Below are 14439 nucleotides of genomic sequence, written 5' to 3' on the forward strand. Positions count from 1 at the left end.
CGTTAAGGCTCCAGAAAAGGGGACTCGGCGGCGGCTGGCTTCAGACGGAGGCCGACACGGATTTTTTGTTGTGGGACAGGTGGTTTGGGCGTGAGCGGGATGCTGCCAATCGGCATATCCGGTGTGTCGATGCATGCGGTCTGAATGTCAACGAGCCGGTCACGCATCGTGCGGATGGTCTCCTCGCGAAAGAGGTCTGTGTTGTAGAGGAGCGAGACGCGAAGGCCGTCCGCCTCTTCCACGATATGAAACGAGAGGTCGAATTTCGAGGTTGTGTCTTCCTGGGCAAGCACGCGCACGGGAAGATCGTGGTGGGGTTCGAGGTCCGCGACGTAGTCGACCTGCACGGCGAAGAGCGGAGTCTGGTTCGGAGCGGAACGTACCTTCAACTCTTCGAGCAGGAGGTCGAAGGGATAGGCAGCGTGCTGCTGTACCTGAACCGAAGCCTGGATGACCCGATGGATCGCCTGTTCGATGGTGCTGTTCGTGGGTATCTGTACTCGCAGTGCGACCGGGTTGAGGAAGACGCCGATCTGCGCTTCGAGCTGCTGATGGTCGCGGCCCGCGGAGACAGTCCCGATCAGGAGATCATCACTTCCGCTCTCACATGCCAGCAGGATACAGATGGAGGAGAGGACGATGTTGTAGAGAGACGTGTGGTGGTGGCGAGCGAACGCTTGTAACGTAGCGGTTCTTGACGCTTCGATGTCGAGTGCGAGGCTGCGTCCGCTGTGGGTGGGGCGCGATGGCCGTGCGTGATCGAGCGGCAGTAGCAGGCGCGTGGCGTCCTGGAGCTCACGCTTCCAGAACTCGCGGTGAAGCTGCATCGCGTTGAGCTGTTCGTTGTGCCACGCCGCGTAATCACGGTACTGAATCGGGAGGGGTGTCAGAGCAAGCCCTGCATAGAGCGCCCGGAGGTCGCGTGCGAGCACCGTCATGGACCACGCGTCGGCGACGATGTGGTGAAGTGTGACGAGAAGGACATGGGTTGACGGTCCCGTCTCAAGGATCGTGGCGCGGAAGAGCGGCCCCTTGGCAAGCTCGAAGGGCCTCTGCGCTTCTCGTTGAATGAGATCGTCCAGACTGCCGTCGATGGCGGGGCGCTGTACGTGAAAGCCGCTGGCTACGCGGGTAAGGATCTTCTGCTGCAGCGATCCCTGAACGAGGTCAAAGACGGTGCGCAGGCTCTCATGGCGATCGACGAGCTGTTCGAGCGCGGAGGCCAGCCGGCTGGTATCGATCTCGCCTTCGAGCTGCAACGCCGCGGGCATGTTGTATGTCGAGGCGCCGGAGCTGCGGCTGGCGAGCCAGATCCGCTTTTGCGCGCGCGAGACCGGATGCCACGGCTGCGGCGGAAGCGCCTGGATCTCCTTGCTATCGGTCTGCGCTACGTGAGACAGCTTTTCGGCGAGCGCGCGAGGTGTGGGCGAGGAGAAGATATCCGCAATGGAGACCTCGACTCCAAGCTCGCGGCGGACGCGGCCGATCAGGAGCATGGCCTTCAGGCTGTGGCCTCCGATGTCGAAGAAGTTGTCTTCCATACCTACTGCATCGCGCTGAAGAGTTTCGGCGAAGATGCGTCCGAGCGCCGCTTCAACGGGGAAGCGTGGGATGGAGGTCGCTGCCGCAGCGGTCTCCGGCTGTTGCGGCGGAGGAAGCGCGGCGCGATGGATCTTGCCGTTGGGGGTTACCGGCATCTCGTCAAGCAGCATGACGAAGTCCGGTACCATGTGCGCGGGAAGCTGCTCGGCCAGTGCAGCTCGCAGAGTCGCGGGCGTCCAGCTCTTTCCTGTTGCGTAAGCGCACAGATGCTTCGCGCCATCGCTATCGCTATACGCTACGACGACGGCCTGCGATATACCGTCGAGGCCCGTGATCGTGGATTCTATCTCGCCGAGCTCGACGCGATATCCCCGGATCTTTACCTGGAAATCGCGACGGCCAAAGAAGAGGATGTTGCCGTCCGGGGCGAAGCACCCGAGGTCGCCGGTGTGATACATCCGGACGCCTGGCTCTTGCGAGAACGGATCATCCTCGAAGACGGCGCGCGTGCGTGTCTCGTCGAAAAGGTATCCACGCCCCACACCGACTCCTGCCACACAAATCTCCCCTTTTACGCCGATAGGACAGAGATTCTTGTGGGCATCGAGAATGTAGAGCCGAAGGTTCTGTATCGGCTTGCCGAGAGGAATGGAGGGCAGTGTCGGCGTTTCCTGCATGAGGCAGTGCGCAATCGAGTCGGATGCTTCGGTCGGCCCGTAGGTGTTGAGCAGCGGCACTTCCGGATTGAGAGCGAACCATGAGCGGACGTGTGCTGGTTGCAGGACCTCACCGATGGCGAGGAGATATCGCAGTGCGGGAAAGGTGGTGATCTTTTCCTGTCTCAGCTCGTCGAGGAACGTGGCTAGGTAGGTTGGGACGAACTGCATGGCGGTGACGCCATCCCGGCGCAGGGCGTCGATGAGAGAGGATGGCTCCAGAACCACCGAATCGGGATAAATGACGGTTTGGCCTCCTGCGACCAGAGCGGCGAAGAACTGCCAGACGGAGATGTCAGAACAGTGTGAGGCCGTCTGCGCGATGACGCTGTCGTGGCCGAGCTGCATGCGGCGCACCATGGCGAGAACGTGGTTGAGCATGCCGCGCTGCTCGACCATGGCGCCCTTCGGCTGGCCTGTTGACCCGGAGGTGAAGATCACATAGCTCACGCCTTCCGGGCGGCAGAGCGGAGCAAAGGGCGCGTTATGTTCGGCAGTGTCGAAGAGGCTGCTGTCCTCTCTCACAACCAGGGAAGGCTTCGCGGCAGAGAGGATCGTTTGGATGCGATGCTCAGGATAACCGAGGTCGACAGGCACATAGGCCGCACCGCACTTCCAGATCGCCAGGATGGTCTCGATCATCGCCACGGAACGAGGCATCAGCAGGGCGACGCGGTCGCCAGGCCGAATGCCGTGATGCGTGGCCAAGTCGCCGGCGATCAGGTTCGCGCGCTGAAGCACGTCGCCGTAACTGCGGGAGACCTCGCCGCAGCGAACGGCGATTCTCCTGGGGTTCTGTTGCGCCGTGGATTCGATGAGGTCCAGGAGGGTCTTGTCCGAGGGAACAGGAGCTGATGTGTCGTTCCACTCCTGGAGGATTTGCTGCCGCTCCCGTGCGGTGAGGATCGGCAGTGTGGTGATCGGAGCCTCGGCCGAGGTGGCAAAGCTGGAGAGAAGTGTCTCGAAATGCCCAAGAATGCGGTCTACCGTTTTGCGGTCGAAACGCGCGTTGTTGAACAAGACGCGCACGGAGAGCTGTGAACCCGGGGTAATCACGAGCGAGATCGGATAGTTGTTGGGATCGAAGGCCTGCACCTCACGGATGCGAATGCCTGCGAGTGACTCTCCCATGGCGTCTTCAATGGGATAGTTCTGGAAGATGAGCAGACTCTCGAAGAGGGGTGCGGTGGAGGGAACGCCGCTGCGCTTCTGGATCTCCGCGAGAGGATAGTAGGCGAATTCATTCTGCTGCGCGAGGTTGGCCTGAAGCTTCTGGATCCACGGCCGCAGTGGCTCCGGTGTGATCTCACAGCGGACCGGCAGCGCATTGATGAACAGGCCGACCATGCTGTCTGCATCAGGAGCATCGGGGCGTCCGGAGACGATGGTGCCGAAGACGACGTCGGACTCTCCGCTGTAGCGATGGAGCAGAAGGGCCCACGTCGCTACAGCGATGGTGTTCAGGGTGACGCCCTGCTCCTGCGCAAAGTAGGTGAGCTGGGTGGTAGCGGAAGCAGAGAGCATGGCCTCCGCCTCTTCGTACGTGCCGGCGCCGGCCACGCCTGTCATCTCGGCAGGGCTGAGTGGTAAAGGAGTCGGCAGCGTGAAGCTCGCGAGGCGGTTGGTCCAGAACTCCTCCGCAGCCGAGAGGTTCTGCGACCTCAGCCACGCGATGTGCTCGCGGAAGGGGGGAGGCGCAGAATAGGCGAGAGCGTCGTAGGCAGCGATGACGTCACGCATCACCAGCCCTGTGCTCCAGCCGTCAAGCACGATGTGATGCTGGCACCAGTTGAATCGCCACGCAGCTTCACCCACGCGGTGAAGGCTTAGTTGCAGCAGCGGCGCATGCGTGAGGTCGAAGCGGCAAGAGCGTTCCTGTTCGAGGTGAAGTTGCCAGGCGACGGCAGTCTCGGTCTCTGGAAGATGGCGATGGTCTTCGATGTGCCAGGGAATGTTGACACGGCGATGCACCACCTGGACCGGAGATTCGGCGCCTTCGAAGTGGAACGAGGTGCGTAGGACCTGGTGGCGCTGCACCACGTCAGTCCACGCTCGTTGAAACCGTTCCACGCTAAGCTCGCCCTCGATGAGGCAACTGAAGTTGTTGATGTACGCTCCAGCATCGGGCTCATAGAGGCTGTGGAAGAGCATACCCTGCTGCGTGGGGGTGAGGGCGTAGATGTCTTCCACATCGGAGGGGTCGTGTGCGGTCAGTGCATCGAGCGGCCCCTGGGTCAGAGATGCGAGGGGGAAGTCGGATGGCGTGAATCCGAGCGTGCGGCCGCTTGAGCAATGCTTTATCAGCGACGCCAGCGCAGACTCGTAGCTGTGAGCGAGGGCGCGGATCGTGGCAGCGTGATGTAGGTGACGGCTGAACTCCCACGCCATGTGGAGCCGGCTGCCGGTGACATAGCAGTTGAGCGTAAGAGGGTACTCGCGAAGTTGATCGTGGTTTCGGCCCGTTCCGCTAGTTTCGGGAGCGAGTTTCCACTCGAACGAGGCCGGGAAAAGCTGGTCGGTTTGTCCCAGGTAGTTGAAGAGGATGTGTGGGGTCGGCACGGTGGCGCCGAGCGAGCGGCGCAGCAGGCCATAGCTAATGCCGCCGCTGGGGACGCTGCGTAGCGTCTCCTTGACGGACTTGAGGATGCTGGCTGAGTCGTTGCTTTCCTGCAGATGGAAGACGACAGGATAGATTGCGGTGAACCATCCTATCGTTCGAGTGATGTCGAGGCCGTGCACGAGTTCGTTGCGCCCATGCGCTTCGAGATCGACGGCGATGTCCGTGACGCCTGTCCAGCTTTGCAGTGCGAGACAGAGGGCGGCGAGCAACAGATCGTTGACGTGCGCGCGATACGCTTGCGGTGCTGCCGTAAGCAGTGCCGTCGTGAGGTCTTCGTCAAGACTGGTACGGACCTCCTCGGCAGAGGAGACTAGATCGGGCCCCAGTTGCGGCTGGAGATCGACCGGCAGTTCAGGCACCGGCATATCCGCAATCGAGTTCCAGTACGCTCGATCGGCATCGAGAACTCCAGAGCTGGCCAGCCTCTCCAGACCGCTGGCGAAGGAGGTCCATGCCGCTGTCGGTGGAGGGGCCGCCATCTGCTTGTAGTTGCTGTAGAGCGTCTCCAGAAAGATGCCCCAGGAGACGCCATCGATGACCAGATGGTGTGCGATGAGCAGCAGGCGCGCGGTTGCATCGCCGGCAAAGCGAAAGAACTCAGCTCGTACGAGGGGGCCGTGCGTGATGTCCAGACTCGCGTGCGCATTATCAACATATCGAGCGAGCTCGCTGGGTGCGATCTCGTGAATCGCGAGTGGGAGATGAGCGGCAGAGATGATCTCCTGGCCCCATCCAGTCGAGGTCTTATGGAAGCGAAGCCGGAAGGCGTCATGTATTTGCGCGGCGCTCTGCAGGGCGGCTTGCAGGAGGGCGGTGTCGAGACCGGCGGGCACCTCCAGAAGCACGGATTGGTTGTACTGGTTCTGATCGTGTTTGCGCTGTTCGAAAAACCTCTCCTGGATCGGCGTGAGGGGAGCCGGGCCAGCTGGGACCTGCTGCTCGACGGCCTGTGGTTCCAGGGGAACCGCCACTGTCGCCAGCTCAGCCACGGTTGGATACTGGAAGATCTGCCGTGTCGTGATCTTTAGTCCAGCTCGTGCGGCCAGCGCCACGATGCGCATACTGAGGATCGAATCGCCTCCGAGTGCGAAGAGGTTGTCATGGACTCCCGGCGGGTCAATGCCGAGCGCCTCTCCGCAGGCCGCACATAAGGTAGCTTCGATCGGATTGCGCGGCGGTACGCTGGTTTGTTTTGCCGTGAGCCTGGTCGCGTCGGGGGAGGGCAGGGCGGAGCGATCGACCTTCCCGTTGCGGGTGAGCGGCAGCTGTTCCAGCACGATGTAGACGGCGGGAACCATGTACTCCGGCAGCCTTAGGCCGAGAGCGGCGGAGATCTTTGCGTCCGCCCATGGAGTATCACGGAAGACCACATAGGCGCAGAGCAGAGCCTGGCCGTCTGTGCCCTGGTGTGCTGTGACCACGGCCTCGCGAATTTGCGGCAGCTTGCGGAGCGCGGTCTCAATCTCTCCGAGCTCGATGCGGTAGCCGCGGATCTTGACCTGGTGGTCCCTGCGCCCGGCGAGCGTAAGGACACCATCGGGAAGCATGCAGCCGATATCGCCGGTGCGATACATGCGAACGCCGAGCTGCTCATGGAAGGGATCGTCAAGAAACACGGACTTGGTCTGAGCTTCGTTGCCGAGATAGCCACGGCCCACGCCGATGCCCGAGACGCAGATCTCTCCGTTCACGCCGGCCGGGCAAAGATTCATCTGTTCATCGACGACGTAGAGGCGAAGGTTCTGGATCGGCCTGCCGAGCGGGACGGACGCGTATCCGTGAGCCTGTGTCATGAAGTGGTGTGTGATGTCGTCGGATGCCTCTGTCGGGCCGTAGGCATTGACGAGCGGAGTATCTGGGAACAGACGGAACCAAGCCTCGACCAGAAGCGGACTGACGATCTCGCCCGTGACGAGCAGATAGCGCAGATGATTCAAAAGGCCAGGTTGGGAGGAGACCTGTTCCAGCAGCAATGCGAGGTAGGAGGGCACGACCTCGAGGATGTTGACTCTGGTGGACTCGATGCAAGAGAGAAAACGGGGAACATCGTGGACTAGTTCCTTCCCGGCGATGACCGTGCAACCTCCGGCCAGGGGAGCGGCAAAGAGCTGCCAGACTGAGATATCGAAGCAGTGGGAGGCGTTCTGCGCGACGACCGAGGTGGAATCGAGAGAGAAGTCGTTCACCTTGGCGAGCATGTGATTAAGCATTCCCGCGTGCTCCACCATCGCACCCTTCGGCGTGCCAGTGGAACCCGAGGTGTAGATCACATACGCCAGGCTCCCTGGAAGGACTGGTAACAGGAGGTCGCTGCTATCGCCTTCGACACGGTCATCGAGATTGACGATGGGAGCAATTGAGTGGAAGTCACTGGAGAGAAGCTCCGTGGTGGTGAGGAGGACTTTCGTTCGCGAATCGGTGAGGATTGTGCGGATGCGTTCGGCCGGGTACGCGGGGTCGATGGGGACATACGCTGCCCCGCACTTCCAGATAGCAAGGATAGCCTCCATCATGCGTTCGGAGCGCGGCGCGAGAATGGCGACGAGATCATCCTGTTGGAGAGGCGCCGTCGCCAGCAGATGGCGCGCAAGGCGGTTGGCGCGCGCGTTCAATTCTGCGATGGAGACGACCCTGCCTTCGCATTCGACGGCCGCCCGCTCGGGATGGGCAGCAGCGTCCTCTTCGAGGCGGTGAACGAGCGTGCGAGACGCATCGAAAGGAGCGTCCCGGCCGCGAGCGTTTCGCAGGGCTTGCTCGCGCTCCGTTGCGGTCAGCAGAGAGAAGCGTCCGATGGGCCTGGTGGGCTCGTCGACAAACTGTTCCAGCAGGGCTCCGAAGTGTAGGAGCATGCGTTGCATGGTCTCGCGCTCGAAGCGCTCGGGATCATACCCAAGGTCGATCTCCCACTGCGACTGTGCAGTGACCTGAAGCTCGACGGGAACATCGGCACGATCATAGAGCTGAACCTGGTCGATGCCGATGCCATAAGCGCCCTCGACCAGGGAGTGATCGAGTGGGTAGTTCATGAAGATGACGTTGCTCTCAAACAGCGGAGTGGCTGGAGGCACTTCGCTCCAGCGCTGGATCTCCGGCAGCGGAGCGTATTCAAACTGGCTGCGGGCCGCCTGCCGCGCCTGGATCATGCGGAGCCAGGGCACCAGGGGCTGGCGAGGATCGACCCGCACACGGACCGGTACCGTATTGATGAAGAGGCCGAGCATGGTCTCGACGCCGGGCAGGTCGGAGGGACGGCCCGCGACGGTCGTGCCGAAGACCACATCGGCCTCCGAGGCGTAGCGCGCGAGCAGGATCGCCCAAGCTCCCTGCACGATCGTGTTGGGAGTGAGGCGGTGCTCCCTGGCGAACGCCTTCAGCCGGCTACTGAGTTCCTGAGAGAGGTGCGAGTGAAGCTGCTCCGTCGCCGCGCCGAATTCCGATACCACTTGGCCCGCGACAGGCATGCGTGTCGGCGACTCGAACCCTTCCAGGTAGCGGGTCCAGAACTGCCGGGCGGCGTCGATATCCTGACGGTCCAGCCAGTCGATGTAGTCGCGATAGGGGGGAGCGGCGCTCAGAATGAGCGGTACGCCCTGGGTCAGATACGCGTAGTGCGCGAAGACCTCCTCCATCACAAGCGAGAGGCACCAGCCATCGGTGAGGAGATGGTGATGGCTCCAGAGGAAGAGGTATCGGTCATCGTCGATGCGCGCCAGCGCGCACCGCATGAGAGGGACCTGTTCGAGAGAGAAACCCTTTGCGAGATCGTCCCGGAGAAGTTGCTGGAATCGCTCATGCTGCTCCGTCTCCGGCAGGACCCGCCAATCGAACTCCGTCCATGGCAGCTCGACCTCCGGAGGATGGACGATCTGCATAGGCCTGTCGAGCAGCTCCCACTGAAAAGAGGTACGCAGGACGGTATGGCGGTCCATCAGGTTCTGCCATGCCTGGCGGAAGCTGCGCGGATCGAGGCTGCCTGTAATACGGCCGCTGAACTGATTGAAGCTGGTGGTGCGCCCGGGATGATGCAGAGCATGGAAGAGCATCGCCCTCTGCATGGGCGAAAGCTCGTACATGTCTGTGGCGATGGCGGTCGTTGTCACGATGTGGCCCGTGTGGCGAACGCGGCGGCGCTATCGCTGTGGATGCGCGAGGGCAGGGGAGAAGCGACGGAGAGCGACATCACCTGAAACAGGTGGTTCTTATAGCTTTGTGCAAGCTCCGCGATTTCGTAAGCGGAGTAGACATCCTGGTTGTATGTCCAGCTCAGGCGGAAGCAGCCGTCGAGCACGATGCCTTCCAGCTCAAAAAGGTGAAGGCGTTCGGTCTGCGAACTGCGTTCAGGCCCATTCGAGCGCAGTATCGGCTTCCACCCGGAGTCGCTTGGAAGGAGCCGGTCGATCTGTCCCATGTAGTTGAAGAGGACAGGCGCAACGGCATCCATCTGGAGCGCCGGTTCCTGGCGCAGATAGCGTGCGATGCCATAACTGGCGCCATGATGGGGGACGGCGCGGAGCTGCGTTTGGATCATTCCCAGGACAACCTCTGGAGTGGCCGCCTCCGGCATCTGCAAGAGAACAGGGTAGAGCGCGGTAAACCAGCCGACTGTGCGCGAGAGGTCGATGGCGCTGGAGAAGGTTTCTCGACCGTGGCCCTCCATGTCGACGAGCAGGCTGTTGGTTTTGGTCCAGTGTCGGAAGGTCATCAGGAGCGCGGTGAGAAGCACCTCGTGGATATCGGCGGAGAGCGCGCGCGGCGCGTGGTGCAGCAGAACGTCCGTCTGCTGCGGGTCCAACTCTGTGACGTGCGTGCGGGCAGAGGCGATGGTGCCTGGGGAGACACCGTCAAAGTATGTTGCCGTTTCGTCCTGCCGGGAGGTCCAGTATCCAAGGCCCTCGAATTCAGTCATGCTGAGATCGCTCAGCATCCGGGTCCACTCGCCGATGGAGGAGGTCTTGAGCGGTAGCCTGACGCCAGCTCCTTCCTGAAGCTGCCTGCAGGCAGTATGCAGGTCTTCGAGCAGAACGCGCCAAGAGACTCCATCCACGATCAGGTGATGCGCGATGAGCAGAAGATGAGCAGGGCAGGAGGCTGAGGGCTGGAAGAGGTGTGCTCGCAGGAGTGGCGGCTGTAGCAGGTTGAAGTTCAGCTGCAGCTCCGTCGCGGTGGCGAGCCGCTCGTCCTCAGTGGAGGGGGTAGAGGTGCTGACTGCGACGAGGGGCGCCTGATCGAAGTAGGCTTGCTGCCAGACGCCGTCGTCTTCCACGAAGACAAGGCGGAGAGAGTCGTGGTGTTGTACGAGCTCGTTCAACGCCCGTTCGAGTGTCTGCTGATCGAGATCTCGCGGCACTTCGAGCAGGATGGACTGGTTGAAGTGGTGGAGCTCTTTGACCTGCTTCTCATAGAACCAGTGCTGCGCCGGAGTGAGCGGCACTGGGCCGGTGGCCGACTCCTGTGGAGCCCGGGTGCCCGATATATCGACAGCCACCTTGGCGAGAGCGGAGATGGTCGGATGCTCAAAGTGCTGCTTCGCCGTGAGCTTGATGCCCGACTGATGAGCCCGGGAGATGACCTGGAGGATGAGAATGGAATCTCCTCCCAGATCGAAGAAGTTCTCGTTGATTCCGATACGGTCGCGTCCAAGCAGTTGTTCCCATATGGAGAGCAGCGTCTGCTCGATCACGTTCGTCGGCGTCGCCTGATCGCCGGAGCCGAAAGCTGCATCCGAATCGGTTGCCATGGACGCGAGTGTGCGTCGGTCGATCTTTCCGCTGGAGGTCGTTGGCAGCTTCGCGAGCGTGTGAATGGACGCCGGCACCATGTAACCCGGCAGCTTGTTCTTCAGTGCCTCGCGCAGGCTGGTGGGGTCCACGGTCTCGGGGGTAACCCAGGCGATGAGATGTTTACCACGCGTCGCATCGTCTTTGAGCAGAACCACGGCATCGGTGACGCCCTTCTGCTCTCGGAGCGCTGCTTCCAACTCGCCGAGCTCGATGCGATAACCGCGGACCTTTACCTGAGAGTCCCTGCGTCCGGCGATTTCGAGGTTGCCATCGGGTAGCCATACTCCCATATCGCCGGTGCGATAGATGCGCTCGCCGGGCTCAAACGGATTGGCGATGAAGCCCGCCGCTGTGAGCTCCTCACGGTTGAGATAACCCTGCGCGAGAGCCACGCCGGCGATACAAATCTCTCCGAGGCAGCCTTCCGGCACCAGCTGACGGTCTTCATCAAGTAGATAGATGTGCACGTTCTGGATAGGCTTCCCGACGGGCAGACGGCTGCCGTAGTGCGCGTTGGGATCGACTACATAGTCAGTGACGCATACGGTCGCTTCGGTGGGGCCGTACGAGTTATGGACCGTGCGTGTCTGGGAGAGGTGTACAGCGTCGTCCACGCGGGCGCTGTCACCGGCGCTGATGATTCGCTTGACGGAATCGAGGATAGACCAATCCAGCGCGTTGAGATACATGGGCAACGCGTTGACGGTGGTGACTTGATGCTTCGCCATGTAGGCGGAGAACTGCTGGGGGTCCTTGACGATGTCAGGCCGCGCCAGGACAAGGCGAGCACCCGCCAGCAGGGAGACGCACACCTCCATCATGGACCCGTCAAAGCTAGCGGAATAGAACTGGATCAGGCGGTCCGTCTCGTCGAAGCCGAAGGCGGTGACGTGGTGCTGCGCCATGTTCAAGAGGCCGCGGTGTGAGAGGACAACTCCCTTTGGAATGCCCGTCGAGCCGGAGGTGTAGATGATGTACGCGGCGTCTTCCGGAAGGACGCTGCTGGCGGTCTGTTCGGGAGCAGGCTCGAGCGCCGCGAGCTGGAAGTCCAGCGCGACCATGGGAATCATCCACATGTCGGTGAGGAGCGGCAGGTGTTCGGAATGCAGGAGCAGCGTGCGAACGTTGGCGTCCTCGATCATGAAGCGGAGCCGGTCCGGCGGGAGCTCGGGGTCGAGCGGGAGATAGACGCCGCCTGCCTTCAGCACACCGAGCAGGCCGATCACCCAGCGTTCGGAACGGTCCGAGAGGATGCCGACTGTGTCGCCATGGTTGATGGAGTAGTCGGTATTGAGGAAGTTGGCCAGCCGGGACGACTGGTCGTCAAGCTCCGCGTAGGTGACCTGGGCATCGTCTGTGGCGATGGCGATGCTGTCCGGCGCCGCCTTCACGCGTTCCGCGAAGTGGTCAAGGAAGGTGCCGTTGACGGGGACCGCCGCCGCGCGGGTCGTGAGACGCAGCCTCTCGGCTTCATCGAGAAGAGATATCCTGTCCAGCGGGCTGTCGAGCTCGGCGAAGCCCGCGATCACATGCGTGAGATGCCTTGCGAAGTACTGCAGGAAGTGCAGCGTGAACAGGTTGGGATTGCCCTCCAGGGTGAGGGCAAGTGTAGATCCGCGATTCGCTGTGATCATCAGGTCATAGCGGCCGGACGCAGGCAGATGCAGCCCCTCCCATTGCAGAAGGATGTTGGTCGCCGGCCGGTGCTGGAGGAGCGTGGCGGCGAAGTCGCTGACAGGGAAGTCCTGGTAGGCGTAGGTTTCCTGCACCATGGTGCGGACTTGATTGAGGTACTCACGAACGGTCAGCCCAGCGGAGGATTCTGCGATCAGCGGGATCGCACCTTCGAACTCCGGCTGAGGCTTGGTCAGCAGGCGCGGCGAATCGACGAAGCAGTCCTTCGCTCCGCTGTATCGCTCGAGAACGCGGAACAGCGCGGCAAGCAGAATGACAAAGCGTCCTGTCTCGCTCTGCTGGGAGGCGCTGTGGAGGAAGTCCGCGGCAGCGCCACCGATCTCGAAGCGATAGACCGGTTCGGGGCCGTTCGGCAGCGCGTAGGACTGCACATTCTGCGTGAACCGGAAGTCGTCCTGAATGCGCGCGTAAGCGCTTACCCAGAACTCACGGTGCTCGGCATACGGACCGCTGGTGACAAGAGCGTTGATTTCAGTGAGCGCTGGCAACGAAGATCTCCTTTTGGGCGTACAGGCTCTCGGACTCGATCCCTTTCGAACGGCAGTAGTTCACGAAGGTGCGCGACTGAATGAGGCTAGGCGAGTCTTCAGAGAACTCGTTATCGAGAATATGGTTGAGCCAAGGCTCCTGACCCATGGCGTAGATATAGACCTGCTTGAAGTGGAAGCGATCGACGAGTGCCGTAGCCTCGTGGATATTGCATCCGCGGGCGCGCCGCGAGTGGTCGATGTCGCGGGGCAGAGGTTTCGGGAAGAGCGGACCGAAGACCCAGGAGGGCGGAGCGCCTTCGCACTCCATGCCGAGGAAGAGGATATCCGGCTCGCCGGTCTGTCGGAAGATGTGGTCGTAGACCGTGGGGTCGAGATTGCACGAGTCCGCGATGCCCAGCACCGAGTGGTTGCCGATGCGAATGAAGTACGCATTCTTGCTTTGGATGGCGAGGTCGTTGTGCTCGCCCATGAAAGGAATGGCCGTGATGCATCCGCCGGGGACAGGGATCGACTCGTTGTCGCGGACCTCCATAACGCTCGGGAAGCCGATCCTGCGCAGGGCGAGCTGCAGCGAGGGGTCCTGCGGAAATCCGTCACAGTTTCTGCCGACGACGACGGTGCCGATCCTGTGGCGAAGCTGCAGGAGGGTTTCGAGGATGATGTGGTCGTGATGACTGTGCGTGATGAGGGCGTAATCGATCCGCTCGGGCAGGTCGGCGAAGGTATAGCGGGGAAGGTCGGTCTCGTAACCGTAGCTGACAGCGGGGTCAAGCATAATGTTCACGCCGCGGGCCTGGATCAGGACGCAGGCGTGACCGTAATAACGAATTCGGAATCCGTCACCGTCGTAGGAGCGGTCGTCCTTCGGCGCCGGAGCCTCTTCAGTAAAGAAGGTGCGGAAGAGCGGCTCGATGTCGCCAGTGATCCCAAACTTCTCCGCGATCTCCGTGTAGCTACCGGCGGCGTCGCGCATATGGAAGAGCGTGTCGATCTCCGGCGAGGCAAAAGGCATCCGGCAGAAGATCGTTCCATCATCTTTGAGGCGCGGCGTGCTGAGGATGAATGGCCGGCGGGTGTTCGCGTCGATGGCCGAGAGCGCGATGCTCTGGACCTCAGGCTCGTAGTAGGGGCTGGCGTAGAGCATCGTCTCGAACACGCGAAACGACGGGTTGTGGTTGAGGTCATAGTAGAGCTCCACATATCCCTTCAGCATGTCGGGAATCTGCGGATAGATGGGGTCCATCGCAAAACCCTGCGCCTCCTTCGCAACCAGGGTGGAAAGCTGTTTGAAGCCTTTGGCAAACTCGATCAGCCTGGCGGAACGCTCCATGGTCACAGTGATCAGGTCCCGGATCTCGTCCACCCGCTTGCCATCGAGGTCGATGAAGGGACCGCCCTTCATCGCGGGGTTCTTGCAGGCCGTAGCATGCATCATGGGCGACGCCACGTAGGACTTCATGATCGGAAGGTAGCGCTCCGCGATGTTCAGCGACGCCGTAACGGGCGGCACGGAGAGAAACCAGGCGTACCACTGATTGAAGAGCGGCTCGAACTGAATGTTTTGCTTCAGATAGACATTGTTTCCAAAGGGCATT

General features: G+C 61.6%; 3 protein-coding genes. All 3 read right to left on the reverse strand.

The window, feature by feature from the left end; translation table 11 throughout:
- Positions 1–2: 2 nt before the first annotated feature.
- From AC5S26_RS19495 to AC5S26_RS19505, 3 genes are read right to left on the reverse strand one after another with little or no spacing between them, the layout of a single operon-like run.
- Complete coding sequence (locus tag AC5S26_RS19495; RefSeq protein ID WP_494186591.1) at positions 3–8978, reverse strand: amino acid adenylation domain-containing protein; 8976 nt, start codon at positions 8976–8978, stop codon at positions 3–5.
- The gene (locus AC5S26_RS19500; RefSeq protein WP_494186592.1) at positions 8975–12841 is read right to left on the reverse strand and encodes an amino acid adenylation domain-containing protein; all 3867 of its coding nucleotides are present in this window, start codon (positions 12839–12841) and stop codon (positions 8975–8977) included. The genes AC5S26_RS19495 and AC5S26_RS19500 overlap by 4 nt, the downstream gene beginning before the upstream one ends.
- Positions 12825–14438 (reverse strand): MBL fold metallo-hydrolase, encoded by a 1614-nt coding sequence (locus AC5S26_RS19505; RefSeq protein ID WP_494186593.1) that lies wholly within the window; start codon positions 14436–14438, stop codon positions 12825–12827. The genes AC5S26_RS19500 and AC5S26_RS19505 overlap by 17 nt, the downstream gene beginning before the upstream one ends.
- Position 14439 lies beyond the last annotated feature (1 nt).

The sequence above is a fragment of the Edaphobacter sp. FHG110511_03 genome (assembly GCF_059115365.1).

Coding starts and splice junctions, on each gene's coding strand:
- AC5S26_RS19505 (WP_494186593.1), bottom strand. CDS start 14,438: ATGCCCTTTGGAAACAATGTCTATCTGAAGCAAAACATTCAGTTCGAG.